Origin of the sequence: Kitasatospora sp. NPDC004615, assembly GCF_042873545.1 — a bacterium.
Classification (GTDB): Bacteria; Actinomycetota; Actinomycetes; order Streptomycetales; family Streptomycetaceae; genus Kitasatospora.
This window is the reverse complement of record NZ_JBIALQ010000012.1, coordinates 107,087-126,050: the sequence shown is the minus strand read 5'-3', so window position 1 is coordinate 126,050 and position 18,964 is coordinate 107,087. Positions and strand designations below refer to the sequence as shown.

At 72.1% G+C, this 18,964-nt stretch carries 18 protein-coding genes; 6 read left to right on the top strand and 12 right to left on the bottom strand.

What is annotated here, in order from left to right; translation table 11 throughout:
• Nucleotides 1–27: 27 nt before the first annotated feature.
• The 3 genes from ACFYS8_RS32440 to ACFYS8_RS32430 form a co-directional block, all read right to left on the bottom strand.
• Nucleotides 28–1,656 (bottom strand): cellulose binding domain-containing protein, encoded by a 1,629-nt coding sequence (locus ACFYS8_RS32440; protein ID WP_387647994.1) that lies wholly within the window; start codon nt 1,654–1,656, stop codon nt 28–30.
• 424 nt (nt 1,657–2,080) lie between these two features.
• Nucleotides 2,081–3,010: a lytic polysaccharide monooxygenase gene (locus tag ACFYS8_RS32435; protein WP_387647991.1), complete on the bottom strand. Its 930-nt coding sequence runs from the start codon at nt 3,008–3,010 to the stop codon at nt 2,081–2,083.
• Nucleotides 3,011–3,523: 513 nt separating this feature from the next.
• On the bottom strand, nt 3,524–4,045 hold the full coding sequence (locus ACFYS8_RS32430; RefSeq protein WP_387647988.1) for a protein phosphatase: 522 nt from the start codon (nt 4,043–4,045) through the stop codon (nt 3,524–3,526).
• Between the two features lie 177 nt (nt 4,046–4,222).
• Here ACFYS8_RS32430 and ACFYS8_RS32425 point away from each other — a divergent pair, with 177 nt between their 5' ends.
• Nucleotides 4,223–5,653, top strand: a complete 1,431-nt coding sequence (locus tag ACFYS8_RS32425) for a lamin tail domain-containing protein (protein ID WP_387647985.1) — start codon at nt 4,223–4,225, stop codon at nt 5,651–5,653.
• 7 nt (nt 5,654–5,660) lie between these two features.
• Here the strand turns inward: ACFYS8_RS32425 and ACFYS8_RS32420 are convergent, their stop codons facing one another.
• The 3 genes from ACFYS8_RS32420 to ACFYS8_RS32410 form a co-directional block, all read right to left on the bottom strand.
• Nucleotides 5,661–6,443: a hypothetical protein gene (locus ACFYS8_RS32420; protein WP_387647982.1), complete on the bottom strand. Its 783-nt coding sequence runs from the start codon at nt 6,441–6,443 to the stop codon at nt 5,661–5,663.
• Between the two features lie 105 nt (nt 6,444–6,548).
• On the bottom strand, nt 6,549–7,517 hold the full coding sequence (locus ACFYS8_RS32415) for a hypothetical protein (protein ID WP_387647979.1): 969 nt from the start codon (nt 7,515–7,517) through the stop codon (nt 6,549–6,551).
• Between the two features lie 48 nt (nt 7,518–7,565).
• Nucleotides 7,566–8,123, bottom strand: a complete 558-nt coding sequence (locus ACFYS8_RS32410) for a hypothetical protein (protein ID WP_387647976.1) — start codon at nt 8,121–8,123, stop codon at nt 7,566–7,568.
• 196 nt (nt 8,124–8,319) lie between these two features.
• On the opposite strand from ACFYS8_RS32410, the gene ACFYS8_RS32405 reads away from it, so the two are divergent.
• The 3 genes from ACFYS8_RS32405 (at nt 8,320) to ACFYS8_RS32395 (ending at nt 11,084) form a co-directional block, all read left to right on the top strand.
• A complete protein-coding gene (locus ACFYS8_RS32405) occupies nt 8,320–9,159 on the top strand; it encodes a hypothetical protein (RefSeq protein ID WP_387647973.1) in 840 nt (279 codons plus the stop codon).
• A gap of 40 nt (nt 9,160–9,199) precedes the next feature.
• Nucleotides 9,200–9,736, top strand: coding sequence for a carboxymuconolactone decarboxylase family protein (locus tag ACFYS8_RS32400; RefSeq protein WP_387647970.1), 537 nt, complete (start codon nt 9,200–9,202; stop codon nt 9,734–9,736).
• An 85-nt stretch (nt 9,737–9,821) separates the two neighbouring features.
• On the top strand, nt 9,822–11,084 hold the full coding sequence (locus ACFYS8_RS32395; protein ID WP_387647967.1) for an MFS transporter: 1,263 nt from the start codon (nt 9,822–9,824) through the stop codon (nt 11,082–11,084).
• A 160-nt stretch (nt 11,085–11,244) separates the two neighbouring features.
• Here the strand turns inward: ACFYS8_RS32395 and ACFYS8_RS32390 are convergent, their stop codons facing one another.
• On the bottom strand, nt 11,245–11,886 hold the full coding sequence (locus ACFYS8_RS32390; RefSeq protein ID WP_387647964.1) for a hypothetical protein: 642 nt from the start codon (nt 11,884–11,886) through the stop codon (nt 11,245–11,247).
• 81 nt (nt 11,887–11,967) lie between these two features.
• The gene (locus tag ACFYS8_RS32385; RefSeq protein WP_387647961.1) at nt 11,968–12,582 is read right to left on the bottom strand and encodes a hypothetical protein; all 615 of its coding nucleotides are present in this window, start codon (nt 12,580–12,582) and stop codon (nt 11,968–11,970) included.
• 85 nt (nt 12,583–12,667) lie between these two features.
• Here ACFYS8_RS32385 and ACFYS8_RS32380 point away from each other — a divergent pair, with 85 nt between their 5' ends.
• Nucleotides 12,668–13,084, top strand: a complete 417-nt coding sequence (locus ACFYS8_RS32380; RefSeq protein WP_387647958.1) for an SRPBCC family protein — start codon at nt 12,668–12,670, stop codon at nt 13,082–13,084.
• A 49-nt stretch (nt 13,085–13,133) separates the two neighbouring features.
• On the opposite strand, the gene gdhA is transcribed toward ACFYS8_RS32380, so the two are convergent.
• The 3 genes from gdhA to ACFYS8_RS32365 all read right to left on the bottom strand — a co-directional run bounded on the left by gdhA (nt 13,134) and on the right by ACFYS8_RS32365 (nt 17,369).
• Entirely contained in the window at nt 13,134–14,513 is a 1,380-nt protein-coding gene (gene gdhA, locus ACFYS8_RS32375; protein ID WP_387647957.1) for an NADP-specific glutamate dehydrogenase, read from the bottom strand.
• Nucleotides 14,514–14,788: 275 nt separating this feature from the next.
• Nucleotides 14,789–15,613 (bottom strand): barstar family protein, encoded by an 825-nt coding sequence (locus ACFYS8_RS32370; RefSeq protein WP_387647954.1) that lies wholly within the window; start codon nt 15,611–15,613, stop codon nt 14,789–14,791.
• Nucleotides 15,614–15,662: 49 nt separating this feature from the next.
• Complete coding sequence (locus ACFYS8_RS32365) at nt 15,663–17,369, bottom strand: glycoside hydrolase family 13 protein (protein ID WP_387647951.1); 1,707 nt, start codon at nt 17,367–17,369, stop codon at nt 15,663–15,665.
• 308 nt (nt 17,370–17,677) lie between these two features.
• On the opposite strand from ACFYS8_RS32365, the gene ACFYS8_RS32360 reads away from it, so the two are divergent.
• Entirely contained in the window at nt 17,678–18,181 is a 504-nt protein-coding gene (locus tag ACFYS8_RS32360; RefSeq protein ID WP_387647948.1) for a helix-turn-helix transcriptional regulator, read from the top strand.
• On the opposite strand, the gene ACFYS8_RS32355 is transcribed toward ACFYS8_RS32360, so the two are convergent.
• A complete protein-coding gene (locus tag ACFYS8_RS32355; protein WP_387647945.1) occupies nt 18,174–18,944 on the bottom strand; it encodes a TetR/AcrR family transcriptional regulator in 771 nt (256 codons plus the stop codon). The genes ACFYS8_RS32360 and ACFYS8_RS32355 overlap by 8 nt on opposite strands.
• Nucleotides 18,945–18,964: the final 20 nt, after the last annotated feature.

The following is an 18,964-nucleotide window of genomic DNA, read 5'->3' as shown; positions in this document are numbered from 1 at the left end:
CGATCATCGGCCCTCGGCCGTCAACGTTCAGCCGTTGTACGCGGCGAACATCTTCGAGAACTGGTAGGGGGTCTGCGGAATGTTGGTGCACTTGGGCAGCGAGCCGGTGCAGGCGTTGGCGTCCCGGGTCATCTCCCAGAAGGCCAGCTCCCCGAGGTGGTTCTGCTGGGCGAAGGTGAGCAGCTGCTGGGCGTCGGAGATACCGAACACCTCGGAGCTGGTGTCGTTCTGGCCGAGCATCGGGGTGACGCCGACCATGGCGTACGCCTGAGCGTCTGTCAGGTTGGTCCACACGGAGCGGATCTGTGCCTGGGTGGACTGGGCGGACTGGATCGCGTAGGCGCCCATCTTGCCGGCGGGGCTCGGGGCGGCCCAGTCGCCGAAGTCCATCGCCATGACGTTGACCAGGTCGACGGCCAGGCCGGCGTTCTTGGCGGACTGCAGGATGTAGACGCCGTCGGCGGTGAGTCCGCTGGGCAGCACCGGCAGGGTCAGGCTGACCTTCAGGTCGCGGCCCTTGGCGCGCTGCGCGGCCTGCACCTGGGCGAGGGCGGCGGAGCGGCGGTCGACGGAGGCGTGGTCGGTGACGGCGGTGCCCTCGATGTCGAAGTCGACCCGGTCCAGCGTGTAGACGTCCACCACCTTCTGGTACTGGGCGGCGAGCGAGGCCACGGTGGTGCAGGACTGCGCCAGTTCGGTACCGTTCGCGCCGCCGAACGACGGGCGGACGTCGCCGCCGGCGGCCCGGATGGCGTCCATGTCGTCCTTGTCCCAGCCGGTGGCGGGGTCGTACGCGCCGAACCAGCTGGCGGTGCAGGGCTGGCTGCCGTTGATGATGAAGGCCAGCGAGAACTCCTTGAGTCCGCTGGCGGCGGAGAGCGCAGGGAGGCTGGGCGTCGGGTAGGCGCCGAGGTCCACGTAGGGCGCGGCGGTGCCGGGTGCGGTGCCGGTGTCGGCGGTGGCGGTCACGGCGGCGGAGGCGGCGGACTCGTTGCCGGCGGCGTCGAAGGCGCTGACGGTGAAGGTGTGGCTGCTGCCCTGGAGCAGTCCGCGGACGGTCGCGCTGGTGCCGGTGGCGGTGGCGACGACGGTGCTGCCCTCGCGCAGGTGGTAGCCGGCCACGCCGACGTTGTCGGTGGCGGCGTTCCAACCGAGGGTGATGCTGCCGGGCCCGGTGCCCGTGCTGCGCAGGTTGCCGGGGACGGTCGGCGGGGTGCCGTCGGCGGGCGCACCGGCGCACGGCAGGTTGTTGATGGTGCAGTTGGCGGGCGCGGTCTGGGTGGCACCGCTGGTCACGCCGAAGCCGACAGCGGGGGCGCTGGCGCCGGGGGCGAGCGGCGAGGCCCAGGTCGGCGAGGTCACCGTGTAGTGGGTGCCGGTGGAGGTGCTGGTGGAGGTGAGGGTGCCGTTCCACAGGCTGGAGACGGTCTCACCGGTCGGCAGGTCGAAGGAGAGCGACCAGGTGTTGACGGTCGTGTTGGTGTGGTTGGTGACGGTGTAGCTGGCCTGGAAGCCGTTCGACCAGCTCTGGGTCACGGCGTAGTCGGCGACCAGTCCGGAGACCCCGGCGGCGTTGGCCGTGCCGGCCGAGGTGGCGGCCAGCGGCGCGACGAGCAGGGCCGCGGTGGCGGCGAGAGACAGGGTGACGCGCCTCATGGGCGGGTTCTCCTCGACGGTGTGGGGGAGTGGGGTGGTGCAACGGGTGCATGGGGTGCACCGGCTGCGGTGCGGTGCGGTGCGCGGTGCTGGGGGCGGACTCAAGATGGTCCAGACCAATTGGGGCCGTCAAGGTGAAAGCCTGCGGTTTTGCAGAGAGTTGACGGTTCGTCGAGGCGCGGGCGGGACGGGACGGGCAGGCTGCGTCGGGGCGGCGTCGAGCCGGCGTCGGGGCAACGCCGGGCTCCGCGGGGGTCGGCTCCGGGCCGGTTCTGGGGCGCTCCGGCAGGCCATGGTGTGGGGAGGGTGCGGCAGAGGGAGAGCGATGGCTCCGGCAGGTCATGGTGACGGAGGGCGCGGCCCCGGAGCTGTGGGGGATGGGGCCGCGCCACCCGCCTGACTCGCGTCAGGCGTTCATGGGCCGTCAGGCGGTGACGGCGGCGTTGCGCATCCGGCGGGCCAGGTACACGCCCGAGGCGGTGGCCGACAGCAGGCCGGCGCCGGCCAGGCCGAGCAGGGCGTTGCTGCTGTTGGTGTGGGTCGATGCGGCGGTGCTGGTCGCGGCGGTGCCGGCGGCGGCCTCCTGGGCGGTCAGGGCGTCGCCGCCGTGGCCGGTGTGGGAGACGGAGGAATGGTCGGCGCCCGCGGCGATCTGCGCCTCGGTGGGCGCGGACGGCGTCTGGGCGGCGAGCGCGCCGGCCGCGGCCGCGGTGCCCGAGCCGAATTCGACGTCCGAGCAGCCGAAGAACGCCTCCGGGCTGTCGGTGCGCTGCCACACCATGTAGACGATCTGACGACCGGTGCGCTGCGGCAGGTTGACGTTGACGTTGTAGTAGCCGTTGTCCGAGGTGCGCGGGCTGGCGAAGGTGGCGATCGGGTTCGCCAGGTCCAGGTTGGACCACTTCAGCGGCTGGGTCGGGTTGTAGCTGCTGTTGGTGATGTACAGCGTCATGACGCCCTGGTGGGGCGCGGTGACGCGGAAGTTGAAGGTCTTCGCGCCGGCCGCCACCGAGGTGGCCGGCCAGTCGGTGCGGGCCCAGTCCAGGGCGCGGTACTTGTCGCGGTTGGCGGAGCACAGGTGGCCGTCGGGGATGATCTGCTGGGCCTGCCCGTTGGCGCTGGCGATGTTGACCTCGTTCCAGTCGTACAGCGGCTGGGTGCCGCTGTCCGCGACGAGGTCCTTGCAGACCTGGGACTTGGGGGCCTCGGGGCCCTCCGCGTAGCAGGCGGCGACGCGGCTGGCGGGGCCGAACATCGCCCCGTGGGCGCCGGCGGTGCCGGCGGCGAAGGTGGTGGCGACCAGGGCGCCCGCGCCCACCGCGGACGCGGTGAGCAGACGACGGGACCAGGACATGGTTCTCCTCGGAAAAGTGCCGGGCCGATGGTGGGGGAAGGGGCGGACGTACGTCCGCCCGACGCCCAGGGAGCGACCCGTGGGCGGCGCGGTGTGGACCCGGCACACCGCGAACGGACCGAAGGCTACGATTGGCCTATACCAATTGACAAGTGTCTGCCACATTCGGCCGGTGCCCCGATGGCGGCATCCGGCCACAAGCAACACCGTTGGCGAGCAGCCGACCTGGCGTTGCATCAGAATCCGCCGACCGCGCGCTCGGCGAAAAGCACCAGCGGAATCGGCCTCGGACCAGGCCCGGAACCTACCGCCGCCGTACCCGCCGGGCTACGTCCACCCGCCCGCGCGGCTACCTCCACCCTCCGCGCGCGGTGTGCGACGGCTCCGGCGGATAAGGAGGTCATAAGCCACCGATAACCCGCAGCCAACCCGCCAAAGGTCCGCCGAAGCCCCGCCCGGCGGCCCACCCAGGGCCCCGCCCGGCGGCCCCGCGCGCGCCCGCCCGATGCCTCGTCAGCTTCCGGGCGCGGTCAGCGAGCTGAGCAGGCGCGCCGTGTCGAGACCGGTCTCCAGGTAGGCGACGAAGAGTTCGTTGTTCAACGCCCAGGGCGAGCGCCGTGCCCGTACCCGGCGGATCGCCCCGGCGGTGTCCGCACCCAGTTCGACCAGCGCCTGGGCCACCACCAGCCCGGACCGGTTGTAGCCGGAGTGGCAGCGCACCAGCACCCGGCGTCCGGCCGCGACCGCCGCCGCCGTGTACTCGGCCGCGGCCTGGACGGCGGCCAGCTGCCCGGCGTCCAGCGGGTCGTCCGGCACCTCGGCGACCAGGTGTTCGACGCCCGGGTCGGGCCCGTGGCCGGGTGCCGTGAACAGGCTGACCACCAGGTCGAACTCGGCGCCGACGCAAACGAATTGGAGCTCACCGGTGGGGTCGTGCCAGTAGTGGCCGCCCATCCACAGGCCGGGTGCGACCTCGTTCCACGGCTCCTCGGGCGGCCCCGGCAGGTCGGGACCGTCCTTCCGTCGGGTCTTCATGTCATCGCCTCCCCGCCCGACAACGCGATCGGTCCGGGCACAGTTCCCGCAAGCACCGGGGCCGGGGCGGGGTTCGCCGGGCGTTCATGCAGGGACCAGGTCGCGGTGGGGCTTCGTTGGGGCGGGGTCGGGAGGTTGGTCGGCGCCGTGTTCACACCGAACCGAGGGACGGAAACCGTGATCGAACCGCGCGCCCCGAAGTGGCGCCGTCGCCTCTCGCTGCTGCTGGCCGCCGTCGCGTTGCCGGCCGTCGGCGTGGGAGTCTTGACCGCCGGGCCCGCCGCCGCCGCGCCGACCGACGACATCCGCCTGAACGAGGTGGTGACGACCGGGTCGGTGAACGACTCGATCGAGCTGTACAACAAGGGCACCGCGACGATCGACCTGTCGGGGTGGATCCTCAAGGACGACAACGACAGCAACAAGTACAAGATCGCCTCCGGCACCAGCCTGGCCCCGGGCGGCTTCAAGGCCTTCGATGTGCACGGCAGTTTCGGCCTCGGCTCCGCCGACAGCGCCCGGCTGTACCTGGCCGACGGCACCACCCTGGTCGACTCGTTCAGCTGGAGCTCGCACTCCAGCCCCTCCTGGTCGCGCTGCGCCGACGGCACCGGCGACTGGACCCAGGCCGCCACCCTGACCCTCGGCGCCGCCAACAACTGCGGCTCCGGCGGCGGCGGTTCCACGACCCCGGTGGCCTGGCCCGGCGGTTCGACGGTCGCCACCGCCGACGCCGCCAACGTGTTCGGCACCGACCTGTCCGGCCTCTACCAGGAGGGCGGCGTGATGTGGGGCGCGCAGAACTCCGGCAAGCTGTGGCGGCTGGTCCCGAACGGCTCCGGCGGCTGGACGCCCGACACCGCCAGCGGCTGGGGCTCCGGCAAGGCGCTGCGCTTCCCCGGCGGCACCGGCACCCCCGACGACGAGGGCGTCACCCTGACCGGCGCGGGCTCGGCCGGCGGCGTGTACGTCTCCAGCGAGCGCAACGCCGACGCCTCGTCCACCAGCCGGCTGTCCGTGCTGCGCTACGACGTGTCCGGCACCGGCAGCACGCTGACCGCCACCCGGGAGTGGAACCTCACCCCCGACCTGCCCGCCACCGGCGCCAACCTCGGCCTGGAGGGCATCACCTGGGTGCCCGACAGCTACCTGACCGGCGCGGGCTTCAAGGACGCCGCCACCGGCGCCGCCTACGACCCGAGCCGCTACGCCGCACACACCGGCGGCGTGTTCTTCGTGGGCGTCGAGGGCTCCGGCACCGTCTACGGCTACGTGCTGCTGGAGGCCGGCGGGTTCACCAAGGTCGCCACCCTCAGCAGCGGCATGGCCGGCGTGATGGAACTCCAGTGGGAGCCGCAGGCCAACCGGCTCTGGGTGGTCTGCGACGACACCTGCTCCGGCCAGCACCGGACCTTCCAGGTGAACACCGCCGGGTCCTTCGCCGTCACCGCCGTCCACAACCGCCCCGCCGGTATGCCGAACATCAACAACGAGGGCTTCACCCTGGCCGGCGCCGACGAGTGCGTGGGCGGCAGCAAGCCCGTCTACTGGTCCGACGACAGCAACACCGGCAGCCACGCACTGCGCAAGGGCAGCATCAACTGCTGATCCGGCGTCAGAGGTCGGCGGGCGGCGAGGTCTCGGCGACCGGGCCGTACTCGGCGAGGCCGGTGGTGGACCGGAGACGGTAGCCATCGGCCTCGCAGGTCAGCGTCAGTACGGACAGCCGGCCGTCGGCGTCGACCAGCAGGTCGGCGACGCAGTCCGAGGCGTGATGCTGGGCCAGCTGCGAACGGGAGGCGGCGTCGAACGCCCCGGCGACCGTCGCGAGTGGGAGTCGCCCGACCAGGTGGAAGCCCATGCCGCCGCGGAGTGTCCGGATCCTCGCCCGCCCGCGGAAGGACCCCGGGTCGTTCCGCAGCAGTTCCCGGGCCAGCACGCGGTGGTCGGTGAGCAGCGGCTCCGGCGGGCGCGGCGACCGCACCCACGCGGCGTCGTCGGAGCGGGTGTACGCGGCTTCCCGGGTGATCGTCAGATATGCCTGGCTTCGGGCCTGTTGCTCCGCAGAAGCCGATATCACGCTGAGTGCCCCGGTCTGCTGGTCGTCCGACACGTTGACCACGCCCTGCCGCCGCACGGTGCGCGTGCCGTCCGTGACTTCGACGTTGAGCACCGCGGAGAACGGCTGCGCGGGTAGCGCGAGAGCCGCCCGGAGCTCGGCCAACTCCTGGTCGGGGCTGACCGGCCACGCCGCGCCGGCCGACGCGGGTACGGCCCGTGCGCCGGACGGCGCGGGCAGCGGCCTCGGCGCGGACACGCCCCCCGAACACCCCGTCAGCGCTGCCGCCAGCACCCCTGCGGCCACCGTGACCGCCACGCCGCCCCTGTGCGTCACCACGGACCCCAACCCCCACCGCAACCCTCGACTTGATCAGCGGCCGACACGTTGTCGCAGGTCAGGGGTGGAGCGCAAGGGATTTCGGCCGGTGGATCGAGAAAGTTCTCAGGAGGTGAAACCGGCGTGAACGTGGTCGTGGTGGGTCGGGTCGCTGAAGAACTGGCTCGCCGCCTGTCCGCCGGACAGCAGGCGCGGGCCGCCCACGTTGTACGAGCCGGCGGCCGCGGCGGCGCGCATGAAGGAGTCGACCAGGTCGGTGGGGGTGGCCGGGTCCACCACCGGGTGGCCGTCGATCTGCCAGGTGTCGAAGGCCTTCCCCAGCGGGTGGTCGCTCGGCCGGTCGGTGCCGAACACCAGCAGCGGATGGCCGGAACGCACCACGCTGACCTGGAAACTGTACGGACCGGCCAGCGTCAGCATCGCGCTCAGCACCGAGTCGTGGACCTGCCCGCTGCGCACGTCGGCCGCGGCGGCGGGCGGCAGCACGATCCGGGGCTGGGCGAGCACCCGGGTCGCCGGGTCGGAGAGGGTGGCCGCCGGCGGGCCGGGGTCGGCGGGGTGTAGGGCGGTGACGTCCCACCGGGGGTCGGCCCGGGACAGCCGCACGTCGACCGTGGTGCCCGCGGACTGCGGGGCGCCGTTCGGCCCGGCCAGCCACTGGCGGCATACCACCAGGACGCTCGCCGAGTCGCTCAGCAGCCCGCCGTACTGGGCGTCGATCACCTCCACCGCGGCCTGCGGGGCGTCCGCCAGCAGCGCTCCGCCCTGTTGGGCGAGCCCGGCCGGCAGCCCGAGCGCCGCCACCCGCTGCCCGGCCGCCGCCGCGCCCTGCCCGCCCGGCGGCCAGCTGCCGATCGCCTCCACCACCTGCACCGCCCGGAGTTTGACGTCCGGCTGGAGTTCGCCCGGCCCGGGCTGCCAGGCGGCGGGGGAGGGGAACGCGGACCCGGCCGGGGACGGGGACGGCGAGCCAAAGGACCGGGCGATCGGGTGGGAGGCGGAACAGGCCGTCAGCGCGGCGCAGCCGAGTCCGGCCAGCAGGGCGGCCCGGCGGGGGAGACCAGGTGTGCTCATCCGCCCACTATCGGCGGCGGCCCGGCGGCGGCGTGAGGTGACCCGCCGTCAGGCCAGCAGATGGCCGAGGTAGCCACCGGCGGCGATCAGCCCGGTGACGAGGCAGTACACCTGGGCGAAGCGGGTCAGCCGGGGGTCGCGGAGGAGGAACGCGTCGTGGGTGGGCGCGAACAGGCGGATGCCGCGACGCAGCAGGCCGGTGAGGCCGGCGCCGCAGGCCAGCAGGCCGAGGCCGACCAGCGCGGCGCGCCCCGCCCAGTCGCGGAAGGCGGCGGTGGTGCAGGTGCCGTCGTCCGCGCAGTGCACGTTCACCACGGCGCCCTCCGCGAATCTCCTTGGCGCGTCGGTCAGTTGCGCGGGACCGGCGGGGACGGTGCCGTGGCAGGTGGTGGTGGCGAGGCGGAGGGTGCGGACGGTGCTGCACGAGGAGACGGTCATCGGCACCACGGGCCGGCGGCGGGCGTCCGACAGCTCCGTGAGCCGGGCCGCGCCGGTCACCAGGATGCCGACGCCGACGGCGGTGAGCAGCAGCGTCATCAGCAGGCCGACCGCGTTCGCCCGGACCGAGAGGCGCCCGCCGGTATTCGGGTTCCGTTCCTGGGCCATGACGGGCCATCACCTTCTTTTCGTTCGGGTGCGCCGGGTGCGAGCCGCGGTGTCGGACGACTCCGTGCGAATCCGGATTCCGGAGGCAAGCCTGAGGCCGGGAGGGCTTCCCCTGATACCCCTGGGGGGTATATCTTCCAGTCATCGAGAGGGCGACGAGCCCCCCGGAGACGCAGTACTCACTCGAGGAGATGCCATGAACAGCCACGCCGGACACGAGCACGCCGCACACAGTCACGCGGGCCACGGCGGCGCCCAGGCCGGGGGACTTTCGGTGTCGGAGAGCGGCTACACCCTGGAGCTCGATGCGACGATCCTCGGCGCCGGTCCGCAGACGATCACCTTCCGGGTGGCCGGCCCCGACGGGCAACCGGTGACCGAGTACGTCCCCGAGCACGAGAAGGAGCTGCACTTCATCGCCGTGCGGCGCGACACCACCGGCTTCCAGCACGTGCACCCGGTGCGGGACGGCAAGGGCGTCTGGACCACCGAGCTGACCCTGACGCCGGGCGACTGGAAGTTCTTCACCGACATCCACCCGGCCGCGCACACCGGAACCCTGACGCTCGGCGCCGACGTCGCCGTCGCCGGTGCCTACGACCCGCGCCCGCTCCCGGAGACCACCGGGATCGCCCGGATCGGCGACTACGCGGTCACGCTCGACGGCGAGCTGCTGGCCGGCGAGGCGAGCGAGCTGACCCTCACCGTCAGCCGCGACGGACACCCCGTGACCGACCTCGAGCCCTACCTGGCCGCCTACGGACACCTGGTGGCGCTGCGCGTCGGCGACCTCGGCTACCTCCACGTCCACCCGGAGGGCGCCCCCGGCGACGGCGTCACCGCGCCCGGCCCGGAGATCTCCTTCATGGCCGTCGCGCCCTCGGCCGGCACTTACCGCCTGTTCCTGGACTTCCAGCACGAGGGCACCGTGCGGACCGCCGAGTTCACGGTGCGCACCACCACGAAGACCGCCACCGCCACCGCCGCGCCGGAGCACGAGCACCACGCCCACCACGGGCACCACGGTCACCACTGAAAGCGCGACCCCCGTCCGCTCCGAAGAAAGGAGTACGCACATGCCCCGCCTCACCGCCCTCACGCCCGACACGGCAGTGGGCGCCTCGCGCGACCTCCTCGCCGACCTGGTCTCCCGGCACGGCACCATCGGCGACATGGTCTCCACCATGGCCCACTCACCGGCCGTCCTGGGCGGATACCTCCAGCTCAGCCGGGCCATGGGCCGCGCCAAGCTCGACCGCAGGATCAGCGAACGGATCTCCGTCGCCATCCAGGTGCAACAGGGGTGCGGCCGCTGTCTCGACGCCCACGTCGGCGCCGCCCGCGCGCTCGGAGTGGACGAGGACGAGATCGAGCGGGCCCGCAAGGGCACCTCGGCCGATCCCGCGATCGCGGCGATCATCGCCCTCGCCCTCCAGGTCTACCGCGAACCGACGTCGATCACCGACGAACAGGTCACCGCGCTGCGCGCGCACGGCTACAGCGACCGCGCGATCGCGGATGTGGTCGGCGTCGTCGCGCTGAACATCCTCACCGGTGCCTTCAACCTCCTGGCCGGCCTCACGCCGGGAAACGAGGGCGACACCGATGAGTAGCGACAACACCCCTGCCTGTATGTGCGGGGCACGGCCGCCACCCCGGGGGCCGTGCCCGGCCGCATGGACCCGGAAGGAACCCGTCATGCGACTGTTCGCGATCCGTGACTACCGCCACCTCTTCGCCGCCCAGGTCATCGCCCTCTTCGGCACCGGACTGACCACCGTGGCCCTCGGCCTCCTCGCCTACGACCTCGCCGGGCCCCGCGCCGGCACGGTGCTGGGCACCGCACTGACCATCAAGATGGTGATGTACGTGGTCATCGCGCCGCTGGCCGCCGCGTACATCGACCGGCTCCCCAGACGAGCCATGCTCGTCGCGCTCGACGTGATCCGCGGCTCGGTCGTCCTGCTGCTGCCGTTCGTCAGCGAGATCTGGCACGTCTACGTCCTGATCGGGCTGCTCCAGGCCGGTTCCGCGGCGTTCACGCCGACGTTCCAGGCCGTCATCCCCGACATCGTCACCGACGACGCCGCCTACACCCGTGCGCTGTCCGCCTCCCAGGTGGCCTCCACCATGGAGAGCCTGCTCAGTCCCGTGCTGGCCGGCCTGGCCCTGACGTTCCTGAGTTTCGACCGGCTGTTCCTCGGCACCTCCGTCGGGTTCCTGCTCTCCGCGCTCCTCGTTCTGTCGACCCGCATCCCGAACGCCCGCCCGAGCGCCCACAGCAAGGCCTGGGACAAGGCGGCGGCAGGGATCAGGACCTTCCTCACCACACCGCGGCTGCGCGGCATCATGGCGCTGAACCTGACGGTCGCCGCGGCCGGTTCGATCGTCGTGGTGAACACCGTCAACTACGTGCGTGACGAGCTCGGGGGCTCGCAGTCGGACGTCGCCTGGATGCTCGCCGCCTCCGGCACCGGAACGCTGCTGGCCGCGCTCGCGCTGCCCCGGGTCCTCGACCGGATCGCCGCCCGCACCGTGATGATGGCCGGCGCCGCCGTCCTGGTGGCCGCGACCGCCGCCGCGGCGACCGTCATCGCGGCCGGGATCGCCACCTGGGCCGGTACGGCCGTCATCTGGATCGCGACCGGGATCGGCATGGCGCTGATCATCACCCCGACCGGCAAGGTCCTGCGCGCCTCCGTCGGACGCAGCGCGATCCCCGAGGTGTTCGCCGCCCAGTTCTCGCTCTCGCACCTGGCCTGGCTGATCACCTACCCGATCGCGGGCTGGCTCGGCACGACCGCCGGCTACCCGGTCACCTGGACCGTTCTGGCGGGCCTCGCCGCGGCGGGAGCCACCGGCGCCCTCGTCCTGTGGCCGCGCCACGACGGGCCGGAGACCACCAGTACGACGGTGGCAGCCGCCCGGCACACCCCGGAGAACCTGGTCAAGGCCGCGTGAAGCGCCACTGCACAGAACGGGCCCGGACCGCCGACGCGGTCCGGGCCCTTCTGCCGACGGGGCGTCAGGTGAACACGTAGACCAGGGACCCGACGAGGCTGAGCAGTACGGCGGCGATGGCCGCGGTACCGGGTCGGTCCAGGAAACCGCGCAGGCCGGTTCAGATGAGGACGCCCGCGACGATGCCGAGCACGAGGACCGTCGCGAAGAACGCGAGCGTCGCCACCACGGTGGATCGGCGGCGGAAGAAGTCGTCGTGCCAGGGCGCGTAGCGGTGGGTCAGGACGCGGCTGCCGGTGTAGACGCCGGCGGAGAGGAGCAGCACGCCCAGGGTGATCTGGAAGACGCCGGGGAGGCCCCAATCGTCGAGGTCGGTCCGGCACGAGCCGCCCGGAGTGCAGCGGACGTTCACCACTTGGCCGCTCCGCAGGACGTCCGGAGCCTCGTCGAGGTGCCACTGCTCGGTGGTGACGCCGGACGGTCCGTCGGTGCCCCGGCCGTAGCAGGTGATCTCCGGCTGGCGATTGCGTGAGCTCGGGGGAGGCGTGACGCTCTCGCAGGAGCTGACGGTCATTCGCAGCTGGGGGAGGGAGTCGGCGTCGTTCATGGCCCGGAGGTTGCCCGTTCCGAGGACGAGCGCGACGGTGCCGAGGCCCAGCCCGATCAGGCTGATCGCGATGCCGAGGCCCGGTCTGTCGGGATCGAACCGGTCCGAGCCGTTCCACATCCGCGGCCGCTTCTTCTCCTGCTCGCGCCGCGCGGCAGCCCGGTAGGCGTGCGCTTCCTGTCCGCGTCTTGACATGACGGTTCCCCCAGCCCCCTGGTGCACGTGACCGTGCGGCCCACAAGTTACTCGCGCCGCAGCACCGTTGTGGTGTGGTTGTCAGAGGAATATGAACAACAGGGATCCGGTGACGGCGAGCAGGACGGTGCCGATGCCTGTCCGGGCGAGGCCGCGGCGGACTCGGCGGGTGCGCAGGAGTTCGGAGCGGTGCGGGGCGAACCGGTCGACGGCGCGGAGGGTGAGGGCGACCAGGGTGGCGCCCACGATCAGGAGTCCGGCGACGGTGGTGAGGAGCGTGATGAAGAGCCTGCCCGCGGTGATGACGTCACAGATGCCGTCCTGGGCGCAGCGGACCTTCACCACGGTGCCGGCCGGGTATTCCTCCGGCGCTTGGCGCAACAGCAAGCCTGCGCCGGTGACGGGTGCGCCAGGGTCGCCGGTGCCGTAGCAGCTGGTGACGGAGTCCTTGCTCCCGTGGTGGGTCTCGCACGCTCCGACAGTCATCCGCAGCTCCGGCCTGCTGTGCACGTCGGCGAGGGCCAGCGTCTGCAGCGCGCCGCCGAACAGAAACAGGGGTCCGATCACCGCCCCGATCAGTTGCAGCAGCCACGCAGGCGGCGGCGTCCGCTTGGGGGCCGGCGACAGATCGCGGCGTTTCGGGGTGAGCCCGTGCTTCGTCCGGTTGCGCTTCTTGTGGTGCTTCTTGGTGGCCATGACGGGCCCTCACCTGTTCCTTGTCGTACGAGGCCGCGGGGCGCACAAGTTACTCCCGTGAGCGGGTCGCGGATAGGATCATCGAATGACCGAGTTCCGCATCGTGGAAGCAGTGGCGCTGTCGCCCGAGGAGACCTGGCGGCGCGTCACCGACTGGCCCCGGCACGGGGAGGCGGTGCCGTTCACCGTGGTCACCGGTGACGGCCGGACGGTGGTGGGGCGGACCGGGATCGGGCGGTTCGGGTTCGCGGACGTGATGGACGTCGAACGGTGGGAGCCGCCGCAGGGGAGTTTCGGGGCCGGGCGGTGCCGGCTGGTCAAGCGTGGGCCGGTGGTGACGGGGTGGGCCGAGATCGAGGTGCGGCCGTACCGGGGCGGCAGCGCCGTCCGGTGGCGGGAGGAGCTGCGGATCGGGGTGCTGCCCGGCCTGTTCGACCGGCCGACGGCGTGGTGCGGCCGGGTGGTGTTCCGGCGGGCGCTGCGCACGCTGCTGCGCGGATGAGGAAGGCCCGGACCGCCGCCGCGGTCCGGGCCTCCTCAGTGGCAGGGCGTCAGATCAGGCCCTGGGCGAGCATCGCGTCGGCGACCAGCTCGAAGCCGGCGATGTTCGCGCCGACCACGTAGTTGCCCGGGCTGCCGTACTTCTCCGCCGTGGTGAAGCAGGAGTCGTGGATGTGCTTCATGATCTCGCCGAGCCGGTGCTCGGTGTGCTCGAAGGTCCACGAGTCGCGGGAGGCGTTCTGCTGCATCTCCAGCGCGGAGGTGGCGACACCGCCCGCGTTGGCGGCCTTGCCGGGCGCGAACGCCACGCCCGCCTCCTGGAACACCCGCACCGCCTCCGGGGTGGTCGGCATGTTGGCGCCCTCGGCGACGGCCTTCACGCCGCCGCGGACCAGCGCGAGCGCGTCCGCCTCGTGCAGCTCGTTCTGGGTGGCGCAGGGCAGCGCCACGTCGCAGGGGACGTTCCAGACGCCGGTGCCCGGCACGTACTTGACGTGCTCGCCGCGCGCCTCGGCGTAGTCGGAGACCCGGCCGCGACGGGTCTCCTTGACCTCCTTGAGCAGCGCCAGGTCGATGCCCTTCTCGTCGACCACGTAGCCGGTCGAGTCGGAGCAGGTCAGCACGGTCGCGCCCAGCTGCTGGGCCTTCTCGATCGCGTAGATCGCCACGTTGCCGGAGCCGGAGACCACCACGCGCTGCCCGGCCAGGCTCTCGCCGCGGACCCGCAGCATCTCCTCGGTGAACATCACGCAGCCGTAGCCGGTGGCCTCGGTGCGCGCCTGCGCGCCGCCCCAGCCCAGGCCCTTCCCGGTCAGGACGCCCGACTCGTAGCGGTTGGTGATGCGCTTGTACTGGCCGAACAGGTAGCCGATCTCGCGGCCGCCGACGCCGATGTCACCGGCCGGGACGTCGGTGTACTCGCCCAGGTGGCGGTGGAGTTCGGTCATGAACGACTGGCAGAACCGCATGATCTCGGCGTCCGAACGGCCCTTGGGGTCGAAGTCGGAGCCGCCCTTGCCGCCGCCGATCGGCATGCCGGTCAGGGCGTTCTTGAAGATCTGCTCGAAGCCGAGGAACTTGACGATTCCGAGGTTGACGGAGGGGTGGAAGCGCAGTCCGCCCTTGTACGGGCCAAGTGCGCTGGAGAACTCCACCCGGAAGCCCCGGTTGACGTGGATACCGCCCTTGTCGTCGGACCACGGCACGCGGAAGATCAGCTGCCGCTCGGGCTCGCAGACCCGCTCGATGATCCGCGCGTCGACGAGTTCGGGGCGCTGCAGCAGGACCGGGCCGAGCGTTTCGAGGACCTCACGGACCGCCTGGTGGAACTCGTTCTCGCCCTGGTTCCGCCGCAGGACTTCCTGGTACAGCGGCTCGATCAGGCGGGCGCCGGCGTCGGTGGACGCGGCAGAGCTGTGGGTGGCCGGCATCAAGGCACAACCTTCCGTGAATCGGATGGTGCACGAGGGCGCCCCGCGAGGGGGCCGCCCTTGGTCCTCCTCGCCGTTGAGGATCGCCGCCGGCATGCCTGACACGCGCCGCGCGACGGGGTGGGACCTATGGTCCACACCATTGTCACAGTGCTGACCTGTATTCATCGACAGCGTGTCCAGCATGTGAACACCCGATCGGGTGAATTCGGCCGCTCGGCCCCCCTCAATGCCCAAACTCAAAGAATCGTGCGGATCCGGTGACGTTTCGGTGCTCAGCGCAGGAGGACTGCGACGCCGTTTCTCTCGAAGATCTCGTCGATGATGCGGAGCACGGATCCGCGCCCGGGCTCGGCCGGATCCAGCAGCTCCGCGTCGAGCGCCGCCCGGCTCGGGCCGGAGTGCTCCCACTCCAGCGTGACGGAGGCCGCGCCGCCCCAACTGGGCAGGCAGAGGCAGTCGTTCAGGGCGTCGAGGTTCCAGCCGAAGTAGCCGCCGGGGCCGTTCACGGCCTCGCCCAGTGCGCAGTAGAACGCGTACTCGTCCACGATGTGCCGCCCGTCGAGCCGGTAATGGCCGTGCGGCGGCCACTGCTTCTCGGGTGCGGGCGGCCGGTGGGAGAACAGTGCGGCCCCCGCCCATGCCTTCCGGCCCGCCCGGTCCAGGCCGTGCCAGAGGCCGGGGCGGTCGAGGGTTCCCGATTGGCGCAGGCGCCAGGGCAGTTCGCAGGCCGGGGAGAGACTGTCTCCGCACAGTTCGACGGTGATGTCCCACAGCCCCGCGCCGCGCTCGGACGGCTGCGCGGCCAGCACGGTGACCCCGTAGACCGACAGCCGGCCCATGCGGCGGTCCTTCGCGTCGTGCAGATACAGGTCGGCCCAGCCTTCGAGCGCGGCCCTGCGGGTACCGATGCGGTCGAGGGCGGCGAGCAGCGAACCCGCGGGTGTGCAGCCGAGCAACTGCACGTCCCAGAGGTACTGGTCCTCCTCCGGGGTTGAGTAGTCGTACCCCGCGAACAGGCCGGCGAACTCCTGGACGTGTCCCCAGGAGTCGTCGTGCTCGTCGCCGATCAGTTCCCCGCCGATGCTGTGACCCGCCAAGTCCCTGCCCCCTTCGTCGTGTTCGGGGCAGGGTACCTGGCGGGGCCCGTCACATGCGGGGCTGGAGCCACCAGGCGGTGGTGGCCGGGGGGAGGATGCCCGGGGGGCAGGGGGCGGAGGAGAGGAGGGGGGTGCCGGTGACGGGGGCGGGGGCGGGGGTGGTGCCGAAGTTGGTGGCGACCAGGATGCCGTCGCCGCGGGTGAAGGCGAGGACGTTGGGCGGGGTCTCCAGCCAGCGGAGGGTGCCTTCGCCGAGTTGCGGGAGCAGACGGCGCAGGTGGAGGGCCTCGCGGTAGAGGTGGTAGGGGGAGGTGTGGTCGGTGAGGGCGCGCTCGGCGGTGTGGGCGGCGAAGGACGGGGGCTGCGGCAGCCAGGTGGGGGCGGAGCCGTCGGGGCTGAAGCCGAACGGGGCCTCGGTGCCGGCCCAGGGGAGCGGGACGCGGCAGCCGTCGCGGATGCCCTTGCGGCTGCCGGTGCGGTGGAAGATCGGGTCGGTGATCACATCGTCCGGCAGGTCGTCGACCTCGGGCAGGCCGAGTTCCTCGCCCTGGTACAGATAGGCCGCGCCGGGCAGTGCCAGCATCAACAGGGCGGCGGCGCGCGCCCGTTCGGGGCTGCCGAAGCGGGTGGTGGTGCGGACCTGGTCGTGGTTGTTGAGCACCCAGGTGACGGTGGATCCGGTGGCGGTGATGTCGCGCACGGCGGCGTCGATGACCTGGTGGAAGTGCTCGCTGTCCCACGGCGCGTGCAGCAGGTGGAAGAAGAACGCCTGGTGGAGCTCGTCCGCCCGGACGTACATGGCCTGTTCGGCGGGGGTCGGCACGGAGGCCTCGCCGACCAGCAGCCGCTGCCGTCCGTCGAGCGCGGTGTACTCCTCGCAGATCGCCCGCCAGGCGCGCCAGATGTCGTGCACCTCGGGCTGGTTCCAGGCCAGCGGATTGACGGAGTCGCGGGTGCGCTCGTCGGCCTCCGGGTCGGGGGAGTCGGGGAGTTCGGGGTGCTTGAAGAGGCCGGCGGCGACGTCGATGCGGAAGCCGTCCACGCCGCGGTCCAGCCAGAAGCGCAGGACCTTCTCGAACTCGGCCGGCACCTCGGGGTTGCGCCAGTTCAGGTCCGGCTGTTCGGGGGTGAACATGTGCAGGTACCACTGGCCGGCGGTGCCGTCCGGTTCGGTGATCCGGCTCCACGCGGGGCCGCCGAACATGGCCCGCCAGTTGTTGGGCGGCAGTTCGCCGTCCGTGCCGCGGCCGTCCGCGAAGTGGAAGCGCGCCCGCTCGGGGCTGTCGGGGGCGGCGAGCAACGCATCCTGGAACCACGGGTGTTCGGTGGAGCAGTGGTTGGGCACGGTGTCGAGGACGAGGCGCAGGCCGAGCTTGCGGCAGTCCTCGACCAGCAGGTCGAAGTCCTCCAGGGTGCCGAACATCGGGTCGACGCCCTTGTAGTCGGCGACGTCGTAGCCGTGGTCGTGCTGCGGTGACGGGTAGAACGGGTTCAGCCAGACGCCGTCCACGCCCAGGCGCTTCAGGTAGGGCAGCTGGGCCCGCACGCCCGGCAGGTCGCCGATGCCGTCGCCGTTGGAGTCCTGGAAGCTGCGGACGTACACCTGGTAGATCACCGCGGACCGCCACCAGAGCTCGTCGGGCGCGCCCGGAGCCGTCTGTTCGGCCGGGAGTCGGCGTTCCGCGGGGGCTTCGGCGGACTGGCCGGGGAGCTGGGCGGGGCGCGGCGGATCGCCGGGGACGACGGGCGTGATCATGCGTCACCTTCACGGGAGCGCGCGAGGGAGGTCGCGCTGGCAGGCGTGGGAACCGGCTGACAGGCCGTCAGTTCCTCGGGGATACCTGCATGTTAGGTATACGCCAAAGAGTGTGTCCAGGAGACTGGGGGGACGTCTGTCACCTTCTGCGCCACAGGGTGCCACCACTTGGGCCGTTTCGGATCGGGTTCCGGACGAATAACCGGGCGCGCTCGGGGGTAGGGCACGCCCAGGAGCGCCGCCCGGCGCGCGGCCGAACACGGTCCGACCGCCCGGCGCACCCCCCTGAAGTTCAAGGAGGCACCCGCGTGCGGCTACCCCTGCTCGCACTGCTCGCCATGGGCCCCGCGCACGGTTACCAGCTCCGCCGGGCCCTGGAGAACACCTTCGGCCCGGCCTGGCCGCGCACCAACGACGGGCAGGTGTACATCACCCTGGGTCGGCTGGAGAAGTCCGGCCTGATCGAGGGACAGGACGTCGCCCAGGACGGCCGTCCCGCCAAGCGGGTCTTCGCGCTGACCGACCCGGGACGGCGCGAGCTCGCCGACTGGTTCGCCCGGCCGTCCGAGGGCGCCAAGGTCCGCGAGGAGTTCTTCCTGAAACTCGTGCTCGCCCCGCAGACCCGGCTCGCCGACCGCCGCACCCTGATCGACCTTCAGCGCTCGCACTGCCTGGCCACCCTGCGCGGACTGGACGCCAGTGCCGACCGGTCCCGCGAACTCGGCGCCTCCCGGCTGCTGATCGAGGGCGCGGTGCTGCAACTGAAGGCCGAGCTGGACTGGTTGGAGCGCTGTCAGCAGGAGTTCACGTAGCGGGGTTCGCGAGGCCGGCCGCCATGCCGGCCAGCATCCAGTCCAGGGCGCGGTGGAAGTGCTGTTCGCGCAGCAGATTTTCGGGTTCATCCGGCCGCTCCACCAGTGCGCCCGACTCGGCGATCTCCGGAACCTCCCGCACCGCCTCGGTGATCTCCTCGATCAGCCCGTCGACGGTGGCGCCGGCCGCGGCCGCCTTCTCCTGCCAGTTGACCTCGGTGGCGGTGAAGCCGTACGTGTACTGGAAGATCGCCGACAGGGCGGCCATCGCGTCGGGCTCCGGCAGCGGCGAGCTGCGCGCCACCTCCACGGCGCGAGCGGAGTAGCGGACCGAGTTCGGCCCGACGTTCAGGTAGTCGTTGTAGATCCGCACCGCCCACGGGTGCGCCAGCATCGTCGCCCGCCAGGTCGCGGCCAGCGCCCGCAGGCCGTCCTGCCAGCTCAGGCCGTCGCCGGGCCGGGGCAGCTCCATCTCGCCCGCCACCACGTCCAGCGCCAGCTCCAGCAGGTCGTCCTTGTCGGCGACGTACCAGTACAGCGACATCGGCGTGACGTCGAGCCGGGCCGCCAGCGCGCGCATCGAGAACCTCGCCTCGCCCTGCTCGTCCAGCAGCCGCACCGCCGCCGCCACGATCACCTCGCGGTCGAGCCCTCCCGCGCCGCCCGCGGCGGCACCCGCCGCGCGGCCGCCGCGGCGGCCCCGGGCGGGCTGCGGGGTGAGCCAGACGCTCTTCTTGATCTGTGAGGCGCGCTTGGCGGCCACGTTGCTCCTTCGCCTTCGGT

Coding starts and splice junctions, on each gene's coding strand:
- ACFYS8_RS32405 (WP_387647973.1), top strand. CDS start 8,320: ATGAACAGCCACGCCGGACACGAGCACGCCGCACACAGTCACGCGGGC.
- ACFYS8_RS32440 (WP_387647994.1), bottom strand. CDS start 1,656: ATGAGGCGCGTCACCCTGTCTCTCGCCGCCACCGCGGCCCTGCTCGTC.
- ACFYS8_RS32410 (WP_387647976.1), bottom strand. CDS start 8,123: ATGGCCCAGGAACGGAACCCGAATACCGGCGGGCGCCTCTCGGTCCGG.
- ACFYS8_RS32390 (WP_387647964.1), bottom strand. CDS start 11,886: ATGTCAAGACGCGGACAGGAAGCGCACGCCTACCGGGCTGCCGCGCGG.
- ACFYS8_RS32365 (WP_387647951.1), bottom strand. CDS start 17,369: ATGATCACGCCCGTCGTCCCCGGCGATCCGCCGCGCCCCGCCCAGCTC.
- ACFYS8_RS32380 (WP_387647958.1), top strand. CDS start 12,668: ATGACCGAGTTCCGCATCGTGGAAGCAGTGGCGCTGTCGCCCGAGGAG.
- ACFYS8_RS32430 (WP_387647988.1), bottom strand. CDS start 4,045: ATGAAGACCCGACGGAAGGACGGTCCCGACCTGCCGGGGCCGCCCGAG.
- ACFYS8_RS32415 (WP_387647979.1), bottom strand. CDS start 7,517: ATGAGCACACCTGGTCTCCCCCGCCGGGCCGCCCTGCTGGCCGGACTC.
- ACFYS8_RS32385 (WP_387647961.1), bottom strand. CDS start 12,582: ATGGCCACCAAGAAGCACCACAAGAAGCGCAACCGGACGAAGCACGGG.
- ACFYS8_RS32395 (WP_387647967.1), top strand. CDS start 9,822: ATGCGACTGTTCGCGATCCGTGACTACCGCCACCTCTTCGCCGCCCAG.
- ACFYS8_RS32400 (WP_387647970.1), top strand. CDS start 9,200: ATGCCCCGCCTCACCGCCCTCACGCCCGACACGGCAGTGGGCGCCTCG.
- gdhA (WP_387647957.1), bottom strand. CDS start 14,513: ATGCCGGCCACCCACAGCTCTGCCGCGTCCACCGACGCCGGCGCCCGC.
- ACFYS8_RS32435 (WP_387647991.1), bottom strand. CDS start 3,010: ATGTCCTGGTCCCGTCGTCTGCTCACCGCGTCCGCGGTGGGCGCGGGC.